The sequence below is a fragment of the Clostridium sp. genome, from assembly GCF_026168755.1.
In the GTDB taxonomy this organism is placed as follows: domain Bacteria; phylum Bacillota; class Clostridia; order Clostridiales; family Clostridiaceae; genus Clostridium.
Map to the genome: position 1 here is coordinate 1 of NZ_JAPFDR010000047.1, position 18,560 is coordinate 18,560.

Here is an 18,560-nt window from a genome sequence, read left to right on the forward strand (position 1 = left end):
TGCTATCATAGATAGCAGAAACATAGCAATATAATTCAATTAGTTTAAGAATTGTTTCTTTTTTCATACTTTAATTCTAACTAATTTTTATTGCAATGTTTCTTTTTTTATTAAAATTTTAAATATTGATTCGCATAATAAAATTCAAAATTATAATTGTTAAACAACTTATTTTGTTTAAAATTCAATTGTACTTCTTATAAAAAGGCTATTGCATCTTTTAGCAATAGCCTTTTATTCTATTTACATCTTCTATATACTTTATTATATCTATATATCTTATTTGCTAATTCAGTTGTATAGCTACCCTCTTTAGCTCTCCATTTCCAATTATCACCTAATGTTGATGGGAAATTCACCCTTGTCTCATTGCCTAAATTTAAAAAATCCTGCATTAATGCAACTGATACATCAGCTACACTGCTCCATACCCCTCTTATAAATCCCCAATTATAACCTTCTTCTTCAGATAAAGCTAAATATTCTCTGCAGTACTCTATATCTGACTTACTTCCTGTTACTTCGAACCATCCGCGGAATGTATCATTATCATGAGTTCCTGTATATGCTATACAATTATTTGTATAAGTATGAGGTAAATAATTACTTTCTTCTCTAGAATCAAATGCAAATTGTAATACCTTCATCCCTGGGAATTTGCTTTCTTCTAAGAAGTCTTTAACCTCATCTGTTAAAAATCCTAAATCTTCAGCTATAACATTAATTTCACCTAGCTTTTCTCTAATAGCATTAAACAACTTAATTCCTGGACCTTTTACCCATTTACCATTTATAGCCGTTTCTTCACCATAAGGTATTTCCCAATAACTTTCAAATCCTCTAAAGTGGTCTATTCTTACAACATCATAAAGCTTTAAGCTTTCTTCAACTCTCTTTATCCACCATTTATAACCTCTTTTCTCCATATAACCCCAATCATATAAAGGGTTACCCCATAATTGCCCTGTTTCTGAAAATGCATCTGGCGGACATCCTGCAACCGAAATAGGTTTTAAAGTATCTTTATCAATTAAGTATGCTTCTGGATTACTCCAAACATCAGCACTATCTTCAGCTACATAAATTGGCATATCTCCTATAATTTCTATACCCTTTTCATTTGCATAAGTTTTTAATTTATTCCATTGCTTAAAGAACATAAATTGGATAAATGACCAGAATGTAATTTCATCAGCTAGTTCTTGTCTATATCTTTCTACTACTTCAGGCTCTCTCTTCTTTATATCGTCATCCCACTCTTGCCAACTTACAAGATTAAATTTTCCTTTAATCGCCATATATAAAGAATAGTCATCTAGCCACTCTTTACTATCTTTAATAAAATTATCAAACTCTTCCTTTAAAGATACATTATCTATACTTTTAAAATTGTTATATGCTCTTCTTAATACGTTATATTTAACATTAAATAAAAGACCATAATCTATATACTCAGAATTATCTCCATAATTTTCATTAATATATTCATCTTTATTTAAAAGCCCTTCATTATTTAAAATATCAAAATCAATAAAATATGGATTCCCAGCAAATGCTGAAAATGATTGATATGGAGAGTCACCATATCCTGTTTGTCCTAAAGGTAGTATTTGCCAATACTTTAATCCTGACTTAAATAAAAACTCTACATATTCATATGCTTCTTTTCCAAATGTTCCAATACCAAATTTTCCTGGTAATGATGCAATATGCATTATAACTCCTGCACTTCTTTCCATATACCTCTACTCCTTTTATAACAATATATTTTATTATATAAACTATTTTATACACACTAAATACTTCTAATTAATTTAAATCTGAACAAGATTCTCTTTCTATTAGCTCTGTATCCAACAAAATATGTTGATTTTCACATTTATTTTTTAACAGATCAAATAGAAGTTCTACGCTTTTTATTGCCATTTCTTCCTTTGGCTGTTTTATAGTAGTAATGCCAGGGTTATAATAACAACTTACATCCATACCATCAAACCCAACTATTGATATATCTTTTCCAACAGTTAATCCACTATCTGTTACTGCTTTAGCTACACCCATTGCCATAAAATCAGAAATTGCAAAAATAGCTGTAATATCTTTACGTTTTTTTAAAAGCTCCATAGTTACTTCATATGCAATTTTACTATCATAATCCCCTATAATGAGATTATCGTCATTAAGTTCAATATTATTTTCTTGTAGAGCTTTAACATATCCCTTATATCTCCACCAACTAACACAAAAGTCATTTTCTTCACCAATCATTAAAGCTATATTTTTATGTCCTTTTTTTATTAAGTAATCTGTTGCATCATATGCAGATTGTAAATTATCAATTCCAACTGTAGAATATTTATCTTTACCTAATGGTGATAATGTATTAACAGATGTTAAAATAACAGGAACATCAATATTTTTAAAACTATCTTCACCTAAATCTACAAAGTTTCCTCCTAGGCATATTATTCCTTGAAGTCTCTTTTCCTTTACAAATGAAATGATATTTTCAACTTCTTGTTCTAATACATAATCATTTTGTTGAAGTATCATTGTATATTTATGTTCGTTTATTTTATTTCCTATAACATTTATTAACTCAGAAAAAAATGGATTAAAAACCCCTTTAACTAAAACTCCTATATTTTTAGTATTATTTTGCTTCAATATTCTTGCACTGTTATTGGGTACATAATTACTTTCTTTTATTACACGCAAAACATTTTCACGAGTACTTTCTTTTACATCAGGATGATTGTTTAGTACACGTGATACAGTACTAACTCCCACTCCTGAAATCCTTGCAATATCTCTTATATTCATATAAAAAACTCCCTTAATATAATAAAATTTCTTCAATATAAACATATTTTCGGTATCGTTTCCGTTTTTCCTAAAAATTTTTTCTACCAAGATTCCAGTACTAAAAATCTTGGTAGAAACTGAAGAAATATAAAAAACTTCTTCTTTGCTTAAGTGTGTTGGTATCGTTTCCGATACTATTATACATCATTTCGAAAACATTTTCAAGTATTTTTTTCTTTCCAAATAAAGAAAATTATTTTTAACAATACTGCTTCATTAAAATTCCTTATATCATAATTGGTATACTTCTGAATTTTATCTAATCTATATATTAAAGTATTTCTATGAATATATAATTCTTTAGCTGCTTCACTTATATTTAATCCACGTTTAAAAAATACTTCCATAGTTCTAATCATTTCATTATCTAATTTTGATATACCATTTTTAAATTTATCATAAATATCCTGTTTCATCTTATCTGATACAGAATCTATTATTCCTTCTAATATAAGTTTATCTGAATCAAAGATACTTTCAATAATATTATATTTAATTGCTAATTGAATTTTATAGCAAGTATCTTCATAATATTTTTTTATTTTGAAGTAATTATCAACTTCACAATAACTTATGTAACATTTTCCTGATACTATACTTTCTATGGTATCCTTTATACTTTGTGCATGCTCTAATACATCCTCAAAGCTACCAATCATAAGTATACTACCATTATAAAATAATATTTCAATATCACTGTCTAAATAAACCTGCTTAATATATGACAATAATTCATCAGTATAATTATCTACATATATATTAATTAACTTAAACTCTTTTGTAATAATTGGCCAACTTGCTTTTATTACTTCATCATCTACTTCCTTCCCAGTTAATAATAATGAAATTATACTATTTCTATTTAAGTATACATTCTTTAATTTTTCTTCTATACAAAATTGTAGTAAATTAATTGCAACACTGAGTGCTGCATTTATTCTTATGCAACACCCAGTGTTATTATAACAAAAATATTTTTCTATACAATCTTGTCCTAAATCAAATTTCGGCGTGGAAAATTCTCCAACTTCATTAATTATTAATTGAAAAGGTATTTTACAACTCATATATATTTCATTTACCAGTTTCTCAATACACTTCACAATATCTCCTCCAGAAAGTTAATTATTATACAACTCTTATTTCTGTTTCTTTATCAAATACATGTAACTTTTCTGCTCTTAAATGAAGTTTTGCAACTTCTCCAATTTTTAAGTTAGTTGTTCCTTCAACTCTTACATTTAATGGATCTTTTCCACATCTAGTATAAATATAACTTTCTGCTCCCATAAGTTCTATAACTTCAACGTGTCCCTTAACTATACTATTTGGATTTGCTTCAATAAGTTCTGCATCATCACTTAAATGCTCTGGTCTTATACCTAATGTTACAGACTTTCCAACATATCCTTCTTTAACTAAAGTTTGAGCCTTTTCTTTAGGAAATACTATTTTGTTATCTCCAAATACTGCAACAACTTCATTTCCTTCTTTTTCAACTTTACCTTCTAAGAAGTTCATTTGTGGACTTCCAATAAATCCAGCAACGAAAAGATTTGCAGGATAATTATAAATATTTTGTGGTGAATCAACTTGTTGAATAACACCATCTTTCATAACAACTATTCTAGTACCCATTGTCATAGCTTCTACTTGGTCATGTGTTACATATATAAATGTAGTTTGTAATTTTCTATATAATTTTATAATTTCAGTTCTCATTTGAACTCTTAACTTAGCATCTAAGTTTGATAAAGGTTCGTCCATTAAGAATACTTTTGGATGTCTAACAATAGCTCTTCCTAAAGCAACTCTTTGTCTTTGACCTCCAGATAATGCCTTTGGTTTTCTCTTTAATAAATGTTCAATATCTAGAATCTTTGCTGCTTCTGTAACCTTTTGTTCTATTTCAGCTTTTGGAACCTTTCTTAACTTTAAAGCAAATGCCATATTATCAAAAACCGTCATATGTGGATATAATGCGTAGTTTTGGAAAACCATTGCTATATCTCTTTCTTTAGGCTCTACGTCGTTTACTAGCTTGTCCCCAATGTATAATTCACCTTTTGATATATCCTCAAGCCCTGCAATCATTCTTAATGTTGTTGATTTACCACATCCTGATGGTCCAACGAATACAATAAATTCTTTATCCTCAATTTCTAAATTAAAATCCTTAACTGCTGTTACGTCACCTTGATATATTTTATAAATATGTTGTAATGATAAATTTGCCATTTTTATTCCTCCCATAAATTAACTTCACTTGATATATTTATTGTACACCTTGTAACTGTTTTCAGCCATATGCAATATTTCCAAATATACTACTTTTTTTTTGTAATATTATCTAAATAAAGAATTTATATTTATATCCACTTTTATTATGCTATATCTTTAGATAATTTCCACTTATTAAACAATAAATCTTTTCAAAAAATAACTCATAAGAAATCATTTTAAATTTAAGTTACATTCATACTTATTTAATATAACTAAAAAATTCCCCTTATGAGTTATTAAATTATTCTAATATTAGTTATTATATAAACCTCTATATAATAAAATTTATTTTACAGCATTTAAAGCACTTTCATAATCTGGTTCATTTATAACATCTTTACAATATTCAACGTATGTAATCTTATTATTTTCATCTACTACAAATATAGCTCTTGTTAAAAAACAAAATTCTTCAATCAATGCTCCATAATTTTTACCAAAACTCTTTTGCTTATAGTCTGAAACCGTTTTCACTATATCTACTCCAGCATTTCCACACCATCTTACTTGTGCAAAAGGTAAATCCATAGACACTACATAAACTGTAACATCCTCAAGCTTTGAAGCCTCTTCATTAAACTTTCTTACCTCCATATCGCAAACTGAAGTATCTAAAGACGGTACTGTTACAAATATTCTTTTTCCATTTGTATCACCTAATGTTAAATCCTTTAAAGTATTATCCACAACTAAAAAATCTGGTGCAGTATCTCCTACCTTTACTTGATTTTCTACAAGAGTGATTGGATCACCATTAAATGTTATTTTCATTTGGTTCCCTCCTTCTATAAAGTTAAATTAACTAAATTCCAATTTATAATCTCACTTAAATAATACATTAATATATTTCCCAAGATTAATATTTTTAATTACCTCTGCTTCTAAATAAATAAAAGCCAAAAACATTCTAATTACATCTTTGACTTTTATTTTACATTTGTTATAATTCAACCCAATAACTTATGATACTCTATTTACAAAATCCTCTCTTTATTATTGTTATTAACAAACTTAAATGCTAACTGTTTTTCAAAGTTATTCATTTCAGTATATTTTTTATATTTATTGTTTACTAAAGTTTGCCTCATATTTATTACTCCCTTTTAAATACCTTACAACTATTCTTTTACCCAATATTTACTACAATCTTTTGATCTATCTAAGAAACCATATTCAATTAAATATCTTCTTATTGTTGCATTATCATCATATATTCTCTTTAATGTTTTATTTATATCTTTTTCCGAATAAATTTTTCCTCTTGAAAAGTTCTTCATTATTTCCTCTAAAATTATGATTTTCTTTTTCTCTTTAGAAGGGAAATTTTTAAGAGCACCTTCTTCAGTCATATAATTTTTAATTGTCTGAACCTTTTCTTTATCTGTAATATTATATCTATCATCTAAAGTAGTTGCACTATTATGAGCATCACATATCTCCTGATTATCCATTTTAGAAATACTTTTACTTGTATTTTCAGATAATAAATCCATCATAGCTAAAAATAATTTTGCCTGTTTTTCTTTTTCTCTCAATTTATATCTATGATTTCTTACTGTAGATGCAGCAACACCTAATTTGCTTGCTATTTCTTTATCATTTAATCCTTGTGCAATTAAAACTATTAGCTCTCTTTGCACTTCTGTTATTCCTGTATATGCTGTATTCATATTTAATAAATAATTTAACATAGAATTATGAGTATTTTTTATATGAAGCTCTATTGCCTTCTTTGCATCATATAAATATGAATCTATCTCATAAATTCTTCCTTTTATAAATATTTCATCACAAATTAAACATTTATACTGATCTTTACGTTCTACATATCCACTCTTAATATTTTCTATACTTGAATTCCAAAATTCATTTTTATTATCATTACTCATTTTTTCAACTCCTTTCATTCCCTTAATAATATTATATAGATATATTTTATATTTGTCTATTTATTCATAAACTTTTTTTATTTTTGTTTGCTGAATGTCTTTAAATAAAAAAATAAAGACTAGTTAACCTAGTCTTTTAAACATTATTTTATTATATTTACAAAGGTTTCATTATAAGTTATTTGTCCACCTATATCAGATGCGCCACTATTAGTAAGATAATTAGGATTTCCATGCTTTTCCCACCAACCTACATACATCATTACAACATAGTCACTAACAGAATCATCTATCACAATTTGAACCTTTATTTCTCCATTATTTGATTTTAAACTTACTATCTCATTTTCTTGCAATTCTAATTCATTGACCATTCTGCTATTTATATAAGCTTTTGCAATATTAACTTCATCCATAAAGTGTTGACTTGATAAACTATCTCTTCCATGGTTAGTTAATAACCTAAAAAGTTTTTCTTTTTTTATTTTATCTAAATCATTTCTTTTATATTTTAATCCATCACATTTTAATATCTCAAACTTACCACTGTTAGTTAAGAACTTCTTATCTTCCCATGCAATACTATTGTGAATAGTAATATAATTATCCTTAATAAAGTCTAAGCTAATATTTTTAAATTTATCATTTAACGGTTCTATTACTTTTTCTAAATAAGATTCTTTATCTACGAAAGGATATTCATTTATGTTTAGTCTTTTTGCTAATTCCATAAAGAAATAATACTCATCCATTAACTTTTCATCAATATCTACTAATTTTTCATTATAAACTAAATATGGATTCATCATTGAACTAAATAATAAATCTTCACTTTCTAATGTATTTGTTGTAGGAATAAACAAATCACATTCTTTAGCTGTATCAGTCATAAACATATCAAAACAAACCTTAAATTCAACTTTAGATAAGCTTTCCTTTAATTTATTTAAATTTGCAAGCTGATTTAAAATATTGCTTTTTGTGATTATTGCCATTTTTATTGGTATATCAAGCTCAATACTATTATTAATATTATTATCATTTATAAAAATACTATCTTTATAATATGTTTTTCCATTATTACAACTATCTATAAAATCACTTATTTCATTAGTATAAAAATATCTATTATTTGCAAATTTTTCACTATTATAAGGATCTGAGTTCAATATCTTAGGATATACTTTATTTGCATAATTTATTCCACCACCACTAAACCCTATTTGTCCTGTAATAGCTCCTAATGCATCTATTGCTCTAATAGTATTTCCTCCATTTTTATACTTCTGCATTCCAAAACCTAATAGTATAGTAGAATATTTTTCACCATATAATTTTGCTAATTTTATAATATCCTCTATAGCCACTCCACTAGCATCACTTAAATCTTGCATTTCTAATGATAATACATACTTCTTATAATCATCAAATCCATTAACAAATTTATCAATATACTCTTGATCATAAATACTTTCATCTATTATTACTTTTGCCATAGCAAGAGCTAATGGTAAATCTCCATTTACATTAACTCTTATATATATATCTGCTAATTTAGCACTTGCCGTTTCAATGGGGTCTATAACTATAATTTTACTTCCATTTGCTTTTGCCTTTCTAATCATTTGCATAGTATGTATTGTAGTATTAGCTGGATTTTTACCCCATATAAAAATATTTTTACTATGTAACATATCTTCTAATGAATGGCTTTTAGATTCACCAAAATCTAATTTTTGAGCTGCTATCCCAGCACTCCAACATGGTCCTCCTTTAGCTAAACTAGCTCCACCATAAAAGTTTAAAAATTTTTCTCCAATACTCTTTAAAAGAGATCCATTTCCATACTGCTCATAATAAAGAATAGATTTACTGCCAAATTCCTTTTTATATAAATTTAACTTTTCAGCCATAATATCTATAGCTTCATTAAAAGATATCTCTTTCCAATGTCCCTCTTCTTTTAAAAGTGGTTTATATATTCTATCTTTATGATTTAATCTATCTAAATGAGCTAAACCTTTTTTACATATAAATCCTTTTGTATAAGGATGATCTTTATCACCTTCAATTTTAATAATTTTATTATCTTCTACATAAACATTAAACTTACAACAATCAGCACAATCTAATGTACATCCATGACTTAACTTCTTCATTTTTCTACCTCTTTGCTAATATTTTTTAGATAAACTGGAAATTAGAGATTTAATTAATTTATTAACAACTAAAAAAAAGATGATAACTCAAAACACCAATATTTAACATCAGTTTTTGAGTTACCCTATTTTAACTCTATATACCAAATACAGGTCCATTGATATTTCTCTCGTACCGTTCCATAAATCCTAATAATATATAAATACAACCTATTACACCAAAAATATTTCCAACATTTATAGATGCATTAGGTTGCAATAAACCCTTATACTGTGTTTCTCCATATTTCTTATATAATTCATCATACCTAGTAAAAGCTACATTAGCAAGTATAACTCTAGATAAAAAATAGCAAATGGCGGATTGAATTGCAGGAATATCAGGATTTACTTTTATATTTTTATTCTTTTGGTACTTATTGTAAACTAATTGTATACTCTCTAAAATACTTATATATGCAAGATAATCTGCATAAAACCTTATATTTATACCATCTAACTGTGAAAGTAATAATGATAATTCTTTGCTATCATCTATAGAAATATTTTTTATCTTATTTACTTTATAAGTGCCTACAAATCCAATAACAATAAAAAAGTATGTTAATATTTGAAATCCATCTCCTATTGTTATATCTATCTCTGGTTTTAATAAATCTTCTTTTTTCCCATTTATAAATTTTTTATATAAATGATTGTATCTAGATATATCAACATTTATTAATATTAACTTTGATATCAGTTCTAAGTAACCGGATTCAATTGCTTCTACTTCCGCAATTATTCTTTGATTATCGTTTTTGTTAACTATATTTCCAATTGCATTAATAGTAGAATCATAAAATATTATATCTGATATTACAAATAAATATATTGAGATTAATGCATTATTTAATAGTGATAACTCTCTCAAGTCATCCTCACTAAGCTCAAAATATCTTTCTTTCTCATTATCATCTTCCAAATCAATATTGCTTTTTTTAAATGACCTACTATGTCTCACTTATTCTCTCCTTATCCTATGTTCATATTTTATTATATACTTATTTAATTATTAGTGAGACTTTATTTTTACTAAAATACATACTTAAAAATTTATTACTTTATCTTATTATAAATGCATATATTATAATAATAATAATTTCTGGAGTTGAAATAATGTCAAAAAAAACAGATTGGGGTAAAGTCTTTAGAGCAACCGTTAATGATATAATATGTGCAATTAAAACACCTTCAGCAAGACCTAAACAGCCATCATGTCCTAATCCTAGAGCACGTATATGCATATTAATACTTATAGGAATAACTTTATTATTTTCTGGAATAGGCATCTATAGCTGGATAATAATTATAATGTTGTTTATTATTTTATCCTTTGTTTAAAAAAACTATTTGTAATATGTAAAAATATATGTTATTATAAATTCTGCGAGTGATACATGCAATCGCTGCTAGCTTTTAAGTTAGGAGAGGAAAGTCGGAGCTCCATAGGGCAGGGTGCTGGTTAACGGCCAGTCAAGGCGACTTGAAGGATAGTGCAACAGAGATATACCGCCAGAAGTTATATTATTTAACTGAGTTCACTTTTGTGACTGGTAAGGGTGGAAAGGCGAGGTAAGAGCTCACCAGTATGGTGGTGACATCATGGCTATGTAAACCCCACCTGGAGCAAGACCGAGTAATGGCATTATGGGATTGCCCGTCCCGCCATGTGGTGTGTCGCTTGAGCTTACTGGCAACAGTAAGCCTAGATAGATGATTGCTTAATACAGAACTCCGCTTACGGATCATCTCGCAACATGAAAAACATTAGGTTTAAGCCTAATGTTTTTCTTTTTTTATTTAAAAATAAAACACTAAATTAATATCTAGTGTTTTATATTCTATTATTTTCTATTCAAATGTAAATGGATCTTCTTCAACCTTTGATTCTATAAATACTATATCATTAAATTTACTCTCTATTTGCTTCATAACATTAAAGAATACAATTTGCTCTGATGAAAAATGCCCAACATCAAGTATATTTATACCCATTTCTTTATAATCAGAAGCAAAATGATATGTAGTATCTCCAGTAATCACTGTATCTACCCCTAAATTCATAGCCTTAGCTATAAAATCTTGACCACTACCATTTATTATTGCAATTTTAGAAACTGTATCATTACCTTTAACAACTCTTAAATTACTTATATTTAATTTTTTCTTAACTTGTTCTATTAAGTTTTCTAATTTAACTTCTTTGTCTAACTTTACTATTCTACCAAGTCCCGCACTACTTACAGTTTTATTTTTTTCTAATACAGTAGACTCTTCAAATCCCAATATAGAAACTATAGTATGATTTAAACCATTTATAGCAGAATCTAAATTAGTATGACTTGAATATAATGAAATATCATTTTTTATAAGTTCTATAATCTTTTTCCCCTGTAATGTATCAGTAGTTATATTGCTTGGTTTCCTAAAAATTAGAGGATGGTGAGTTATTATTAAATCAACATCTTCTCTCTTAGCTTCTTCTATAACCTTTAATGTACAATCTAAAGCTAATAGTACCTTATTAACTGTTTTATTTCTGTCACCTATCATTAACCCTACATTATCAAAGTCTTCCTTTAAATAACTTGGAGCTAAAGATTCCATTTCTTTAATTATATCATTTACTATTCTCATAAAATCACCTTACAAATAATTTAACATTGAAGTAATTATACTTATCTTTTCTTTTATCTCTTCTCTTCTCTTATTTGCACTTACAGTAACTTCTGTTATAAACCCTAAAATTCTATTGTATTCATCTAATTTAAATTGTAGATAATCTTTCATTAATGGATTTTTACTTCTTAATAACATAGGACTTATTTCATAGTATATACTATCTAATTCAGTTACATTTCCTTCAACGCTTCTTACTTTAAATAACTCATAATATATTCCTTCATCAAAACATAAATCTTCTTTTATAATCTCATAATTATTTGTATATAAATACTCTCTTAATACTTCTGGATTTTGGGCTGGCACTAAAATTAAATAATCAACTGATTTTACTTTTTCTATATCAGCTTCTAATATATCTCTTATTAAATTTCCTCCCATTCCAGCTATAACAACTTCGTTTGCCTCACTTACATTAAGTGGTTCAAATCCCCCACCTAATCTAAATTCAAGTTCATCTCCAATTCCTTCTAAAACAGCATTAAGTCTTGCCTTATCTAACGGATCCTTATTAATATCACAAGCAATTGCTTTTTCACAAAGTTCTCTTTCTAATGCTATTAATGGAACATATCCATGATCAGTACCTATATCTGCAATTGTATTAACTTTCTCTAAATTTTCGATTATAAATTCAATTCTTTTACTAACATCCATTTTAACTACCTCTATATTATAATTATTTATCTTTTGCTATTATAAAAATAACAATTATATAATTATTTTTTCTATAATTTATATTAACCTTATTAAGTTATGCTATTTTATAAAATTTATTTAATTAATATATTATATACTAATGCAAAAATTAGCACCAATGTTGGTGCTAATTCACTAATCTAAGTAATCTTTTAGCTTTTTACTTCTAGATGGGTGTCTAAGCTTTCTCAATGCTTTAGCTTCAATCTGCCTAATTCTCTCTCTTGTTACATTAAATTCTTTACCAACTTCTTCAAGAGTTCTAGCTCTTCCATCATCTAAACCAAATCTTAATCTTAGTACTTTCTCTTCTCTTGGAGTTAGAGTATCTAATACATTTATTAATTGTTCTTTTAGCATTGTAAATGCTGCTGCTTCTGCTGGTGCAGGTGCATCATCATCTGGAATAAAGTCTCCTAAATGAGAATCTTCTTCCTCTCCTATAGGTGTTTCTAAAGAAACAGGCTCTTGTGCTATTTTTTGAATTTCTCTAACCTTTTCTACTGGTAAATCCATTACTTTAGAAATTTCTTCTGGGAATGGATCTCTTCCTAACTCTTGTAATAATTGTCTTTGTACTCTTATTAATTTATTTATTGTTTCTACCATATGAACCGGTATTCTAATAGTTCTAGCCTGATCAGCTATGGCTCTTGTAATCGCTTGTCTTATCCACCATGTAGCATAAGTTGAAAATTTAAATCCTTTTCTAAAATCAAACTTTTCTACAGCTTTTATTAAGCCAAGATTTCCTTCTTGAATTAAGTCTAAGAATAACATCCCTCTACCAACATATCTTTTAGCTATACTTACAACAAGTCTAAGGTTTGCTTCAGCAAGCTTTTTCTTAGCATACTGACTTCCCTCCTCAATTTGTTTTGCAAGCTCCATTTCTTCTTCAGAAGATAATAAAGGTACTTTTCCTATTTCCTTTAAGTACATTCTAACAGGGTCATCAATTGCAATTCCCTCTGGTACTGATAAATCTATTTCCTCTTCAACGATATCAATATCATTAGCCACACCTTGAACTTCTATTCCCATTGATTCTAAAACTTCATAGATTTTTTCAATTTGCTCTGGACTTAGATCTATATTTTCTACCTCATCTAATATTTCTTGATATGTTAATACCCCATTTTTTTTACCTTTATCAAGTAGGTTCTTAACAATATTCATTTTATTATTTCTATCTTGACTATCCTTAGACTTATTTACTTTTGTTTTTTCTTCCACTAGCTGACTACCTCCTTTCGTTATATGACCAACTATAATACTCTCTTGCTTTCTTTCAACCTTTTAGTAATACTTGCTAACTCTATGGCTAATTTTATAGATTCTTCAATTTTACCTTGGTTTTCAAGCTCTTTTTGTTCTTTTCTTAGTTGATCTATTCTTTGCTTTAATTTATATGAATGTATTTCATTAATGAAATCATTAATTTGAACTTTAACATCATCTGCAAAGAATATATTCTCATCTCTAATTTTGACTAATTCTCCAATAGATTTTGTATTGTTTAGCTTTGACTCTATAAATGAATCTATATTATTTATATTTTCCCCTTTAGCTAACATAATAACAGTGAAAATTTCTTTATGTTCTAGCAAAATAAAGTCGTTTTCTGATATCCTTTCCTCTATATACTGTAGATATTCCTTATTTTCTAACATAATTTTCAAAATTGCTCTTTCTGCCTTTAAAAATCCTGGTTCTACATATAATTTTGACCTATCTTCTTCCTTATTATTCCTAAAATTATTTTCTCTATTATCTTTCATCTTACTTTTGAGAATATCATATAGAGTTTGTTCTTTTATACCCGTATTTTCAGATGCTTTTTTTATATAAACATCTTTTTCCACTGGATCCAAGTCCGAAATAATTTCCATCATTCTTTTTGCATACAATATTAAAGATTGACTGTTTTTAAAATCAATTCCTTCTTCTGCTTTTTTCATTCTATAATCAATTAAAGGCTCTGCAGAATTAATCAATTTTAAAAACGCTTCTTTTCCATTACTACGCACATATTCATCTGGATCTTTTCCTTGTGGAATATTCAACACTCTAACATCAAACCCAGCAGTCCTTAATATTTCTAGTCCTCTTAAAGTAGCCATTTGTCCTGCCATATCTGCATCATATGAAATTATAACTTTATCAGCATATCTTTTTAGCAGTCTAGCTTGGTTGATAGTAAGTGCAGTTCCTAATGATGCTACTACATTAGTAATACCATATTGATGTAAAGATATTAGATCCATATATCCTTCAACAATTACAAAATACCTTTCACTCATATTATGCTTTAAAGCAAAATTTAAACCATATAAATTTGTTCCTTTTTGAAATACTAAAGTTTCTGGCGAATTTAAATATTTAGGTTTTGAATCATCTAATACTCTTCCACCAAATCCAATTACTTTTCCTTGATAATCAAACACTGGGAACATTACTCTATTTCTAAACCTATCATACTTTCTACCTTTTTCTTTATTTACGGAAATAAGTCCAGTCTCTTCTAATAAAGTATCATTAATACCTTTTTTTCTTAAATAAAACATTAAGCTATTCCAACTATCATTAGCAAAGCCTAAGCCAAACTTTTTAATTGTTTCTTCCTTAATGCCTCTATTTAAAAAATATTCTTTTGCATTTTGGTTATTCATAAGATTTGAGAAGAAAAATTTTGCTGCTTCAACATTTATTCTATAGAACAGATCCTTTTTCTTTACTGATTGATTCTTTTCTCCATTATTCATTTCTAAAGGAATATTGGCTCTATTTGCCAAATATTTTACGGCTTCAATAAAAGGTAAGTTTTTTTCTTTCATAACAAAAGAAATAACATTTCCAGCTTCACCACATCCAAAACATTTATAAATTTGCTTTTCTTGTGATACTGAAAAAGATGGTGTCTTTTCATTATGAAAAGGGCATAGTCCTGTGAAGTTTCTTCCTGACTTCCTTAGTCTAACCCTTTCTGAAATTACATCAACAATGTCATTTTGCGATTTTATCTTTTCTAAAATTTCTTCAGAAATCTGCAAGGAGATCCCTCCTTACTATACTAATATTTATCCATTCTATATTATTCGACATATTGTTATAAATTCCTTCTTAATTTTTAAATTAAATTTATTTTAGTATGTCACTCTTATTGGATTTCTATTTTAATTCTACCCTAATATTACTTATTCTATTTCTATTATAAAAATCCTTTTTATTCTACAAAATTTATTGTTCCCAATTTTTCTGTATTATACAACTTTTTACTAATAAATTACAAACTTTGGCACATATATTTTATTAAAGATCGAAAGACAATAATCATCAGTCATTCCAGCAATATAATCTGCTACTCCTCTTTTTAACCCTTCTTCATCAGATATTTTTTGATATAACTCTGGTAACTCTTCACTATGTTTATAATAATATTCTATTACATGAGTTAAAATAAACTTTGCTTTTTCTCTTTCCTCTTTTAATACATTTCCTAAATATATATCAGAGAACATATATCTTCTTAGTTCTATCATAGCTTCTTTAACTTCATCACTTTGTTTTATATCGTATATTCCATTTTTTAAATTCTTTTGTGTTTCATTTATCATATCAGTAACTAAAACTTGAATTCTTTTAGAATGACTATCTCCTAAAACATTAATTGCTTCCTTAGGTAAATCTTCTTCCATTAAAAGTCCTGCTCGAATTGAATCGTCAATATCATGATTTAAATATGCTATTTTATCACTATATTTAACTATTCTACCTTCTAACGTTTTTGCATTATTATCTTTATTTACTAATCCGCTATGATTTAATATACCATCAATAACTTCTTTTGTTAGATTTAATCCCATTCCATCCCTTTCCAACTTTTCAACTATTCTTACACTTTGCTCATTATGCCTAAATCCACTTTCTAAAAAGCTATCAAGTACTTCCTCTCCATTATGAGCAAATGCTACATGCCCTAAATCATGACCTAAAGCAATTGCCTCTATTAACATTTCATTTAAGCCTATTCCTACACCAATGGTTCTTGCTATTTGCGCTACTTCTAGAGTGTGAGTTAGCCTAGTTCTATAGTGATCTCCGAAAGTACGTATGTATACTTGAGTCTTATGTTTGAGTCTTCTAAAAGATTTACAATGAATTATCCTATCTCTATCTACCATGAAGCATGTTCTTATATTATCAGGTTCCTCATATCTTAATCTTCCACTACTCTTATTACTATGAATAGCCTCTGAAATTAATGTCAAGCTCTCATTTTTTTCTATCCGCTCTCTTATATTCATTTATCTCACCTCCAAATAACTTATTCTATATCTTTCTCAAAAAACCTCTATTTTATATATTTAATAATAAAGTATTATATAGTAATTCATTTCTATCACTATGTATATTTATATGTTTTTCATAATATTATTATAATAAGAAATTTATACAAGGAGTTTTACAATGAGTAACGATAATAAGCTTATAGATATTGATAATATAAAAAAATATATATTACCTAAGTTTTTTTTGAAAGATGCTGATATTACTATGGTAAAGTTTAAAGATACAGAAAAACAAAGAGCGGTTTTTAAGGTAACTTCTAATAATAAAAATTATTGTTTGAAAAAGGTTTACTACGATGAAGAAAATCTACTTTTTGTCTACTCTGCAATGGAATGGCTATATAGAAACAATGTAATGGTTCCTAAGTTATTGCCTTCTATAGATAATAATAGATTTATTTATTATAAAGATATGTTATTTATATTAACGCCTTGGGTTCAGGGTGAAAAATGTAATTTTGACTCCCTTACGGATATAAGGCTTTCAATTAAAACTCTAGCTAAATTACATAAATGTTCTAAAAACTTTACACCAATTCCAGGAAGTATAAATAGAGTTGGATTAGAAAACTACTATTTATCTATAAATAAACATTTTAACGATATCCTTGAAACTGCAAATTTAGCTTCAACATATAAAGATAAATTTTCCAAGCTATATCTAAATAATTTAGATAGTAACTTATCCCTAGCAAAACTTTCACTTGAAATAGCTTCCTCTATAGATACTTCTAATTTAAATATATCTTTATGTCATGGTGACTACGTAAATAAAAATATATTAATAGATAATAAAGATGTTTGGATAATAGATTTTGATAAATGCAAAAAGGACTATTGTTCCCATGATTTGGCTTATTTTTTACGAAGACTCTTAAAAAGATCAACTACAAATTGGAATCCAGCTCTAACTGTAGATATAATTAATACTTATCTAAAAGTTAATACTTTAACTGATTCTGATTTAAAATATATTTTAGCCTATTTAGCCTTTCCTCAAAAATTTTGGAAAGTATCTAGAGATTATTATAAGAACATAAATAAATGTAATAAAAATTCATTTATTGCCTTATTTACTAAGGGCCTTAATAGATCAATTGATCAACTTGATTATATTAATACCATGATTGAAATATTCCAAACCTACTACAACGTCAAATTTTAACTAAATTGTTCGTTAGAGCTTGAATGCCGTGATGCCGAAAAAATTGATTATATAATCTTCCTTCCGATAATATAATCAATTTTTTCTTTATCACTGGCTTTTAAGCTTAAAGATACAATTTACCGTGTTATCACCTTAAAAGTTAACGACTTCTGCTATATATTTTATATACCAAATTATTAACTATAAAGGTGACGTTATAAGCAAACACATGGAAAAAGAAAAAATGAAATATTAGTTTGGAGGGAACATTGAAATTAAGCCGTAGAATTTAATAATTGATGGAGTAAAGTTGGCCGTTAAGTGAAGCTCTAAATTTTAATTTAGTTAGCTGAACTTACTCCTCTGAGCGATAGTGAAGAGTGAGTTTCCTTTTAAAAGGAAGCACCTTCTCCTTACGTCGAATGTGTAAGTTCGATTAACA

The 18,560-nt window shown here is 27.2% G+C and carries 15 protein-coding genes and 1 other RNA gene; 3 read left to right on the forward strand and 13 right to left on the reverse strand.

The features are described 5' to 3' along the window. Window positions 1-239: 239 nt before the first annotated feature. The 8 genes from malQ to Q0Y03_RS12920 all read right to left on the reverse strand — a co-directional run bounded on the left by malQ (window position 240) and on the right by Q0Y03_RS12920 (window position 10,199). The gene (malQ, locus tag Q0Y03_RS12885; protein ID WP_297714213.1) at window positions 240-1,739 is read right to left on the reverse strand and encodes a 4-alpha-glucanotransferase; all 1,500 of its coding nucleotides are present in this window, start codon (window positions 1,737-1,739) and stop codon (window positions 240-242) included. A 70-nt stretch (window positions 1,740-1,809) separates the two neighbouring features. Further along, window positions 1,810-2,823 (reverse strand): LacI family DNA-binding transcriptional regulator, encoded by a 1,014-nt coding sequence (locus tag Q0Y03_RS12890; RefSeq protein ID WP_297714214.1) that lies wholly within the window; start codon window positions 2,821-2,823, stop codon window positions 1,810-1,812. Between the two features lie 203 nt (window positions 2,824-3,026). Continuing rightward, window positions 3,027-3,968: a helix-turn-helix domain-containing protein gene (locus Q0Y03_RS12895; RefSeq protein WP_297714215.1), complete on the reverse strand. Its 942-nt coding sequence runs from the start codon at window positions 3,966-3,968 to the stop codon at window positions 3,027-3,029. 25 nt (window positions 3,969-3,993) lie between these two features. Further along, the gene (gene ugpC / locus Q0Y03_RS12900; RefSeq protein ID WP_297714216.1) at window positions 3,994-5,103 is read right to left on the reverse strand and encodes a sn-glycerol-3-phosphate ABC transporter ATP-binding protein UgpC; all 1,110 of its coding nucleotides are present in this window, start codon (window positions 5,101-5,103) and stop codon (window positions 3,994-3,996) included. 330 nt (window positions 5,104-5,433) lie between these two features. Beyond that, window positions 5,434-5,919 carry a thiol peroxidase gene (tpx, locus tag Q0Y03_RS12905; protein ID WP_297714217.1) on the reverse strand — a complete coding sequence of 162 codons (486 nt, stop codon included), beginning with the start codon at window positions 5,917-5,919 and terminating at the stop codon, window positions 5,434-5,436. A 347-nt stretch (window positions 5,920-6,266) separates the two neighbouring features. Further along, on the reverse strand, window positions 6,267-7,037 hold the full coding sequence (locus tag Q0Y03_RS12910) for a DUF2087 domain-containing protein (RefSeq protein ID WP_297714218.1): 771 nt from the start codon (window positions 7,035-7,037) through the stop codon (window positions 6,267-6,269). Between the two features lie 143 nt (window positions 7,038-7,180). Next, window positions 7,181-9,196 (reverse strand): molybdopterin-dependent oxidoreductase, encoded by a 2,016-nt coding sequence (locus Q0Y03_RS12915; protein WP_297714219.1) that lies wholly within the window; start codon window positions 9,194-9,196, stop codon window positions 7,181-7,183. A 136-nt stretch (window positions 9,197-9,332) separates the two neighbouring features. Continuing rightward, entirely contained in the window at window positions 9,333-10,199 is an 867-nt protein-coding gene (locus Q0Y03_RS12920; protein ID WP_297714220.1) for a hypothetical protein, read from the reverse strand. 155 nt (window positions 10,200-10,354) lie between these two features. On the opposite strand from Q0Y03_RS12920, the gene Q0Y03_RS12925 reads away from it, so the two are divergent. Both Q0Y03_RS12925 and rnpB read left to right on the forward strand, forming a co-directional pair. Next, window positions 10,355-10,579 (forward strand): hypothetical protein, encoded by a 225-nt coding sequence (locus tag Q0Y03_RS12925; RefSeq protein ID WP_297714221.1) that lies wholly within the window; start codon window positions 10,355-10,357, stop codon window positions 10,577-10,579. A gap of 46 nt (window positions 10,580-10,625) precedes the next feature. Continuing rightward, window positions 10,626-10,995, forward strand: an RNA gene (gene rnpB, locus Q0Y03_RS12930) — RNase P RNA component class A. A 94-nt stretch (window positions 10,996-11,089) separates the two neighbouring features. Here rnpB and Q0Y03_RS12935 read toward each other — a convergent pair. The 5 genes from Q0Y03_RS12935 to Q0Y03_RS12955 all read right to left on the reverse strand — a co-directional run bounded on the left by Q0Y03_RS12935 (window position 11,090) and on the right by Q0Y03_RS12955 (window position 16,926). After that, entirely contained in the window at window positions 11,090-11,875 is a 786-nt protein-coding gene (locus Q0Y03_RS12935) for a Nif3-like dinuclear metal center hexameric protein (protein WP_297714222.1), read from the reverse strand. Between the two features lie 9 nt (window positions 11,876-11,884). Continuing rightward, on the reverse strand, window positions 11,885-12,577 hold the full coding sequence (locus tag Q0Y03_RS12940) for a class I SAM-dependent methyltransferase (protein ID WP_297714223.1): 693 nt from the start codon (window positions 12,575-12,577) through the stop codon (window positions 11,885-11,887). A gap of 177 nt (window positions 12,578-12,754) precedes the next feature. Beyond that, window positions 12,755-13,879 carry an RNA polymerase sigma factor RpoD gene (gene rpoD, locus Q0Y03_RS12945; RefSeq protein WP_297714228.1) on the reverse strand — a complete coding sequence of 375 codons (1,125 nt, stop codon included), beginning with the start codon at window positions 13,877-13,879 and terminating at the stop codon, window positions 12,755-12,757. A gap of 8 nt (window positions 13,880-13,887) precedes the next feature. Beyond that, the gene (gene dnaG / locus Q0Y03_RS12950) at window positions 13,888-15,672 is read right to left on the reverse strand and encodes a DNA primase (RefSeq protein WP_297714224.1); all 1,785 of its coding nucleotides are present in this window, start codon (window positions 15,670-15,672) and stop codon (window positions 13,888-13,890) included. 225 nt (window positions 15,673-15,897) lie between these two features. Continuing rightward, window positions 15,898-16,926, reverse strand: a complete 1,029-nt coding sequence (locus Q0Y03_RS12955) for a deoxyguanosinetriphosphate triphosphohydrolase (protein WP_297714225.1) — start codon at window positions 16,924-16,926, stop codon at window positions 15,898-15,900. A gap of 163 nt (window positions 16,927-17,089) precedes the next feature. Between Q0Y03_RS12955 and Q0Y03_RS12960 the strand changes: the two genes are divergently transcribed. Beyond that, window positions 17,090-18,136: a CotS family spore coat protein gene (locus Q0Y03_RS12960; RefSeq protein ID WP_297714226.1), complete on the forward strand. Its 1,047-nt coding sequence runs from the start codon at window positions 17,090-17,092 to the stop codon at window positions 18,134-18,136. Window positions 18,137-18,560 lie beyond the last annotated feature (424 nt).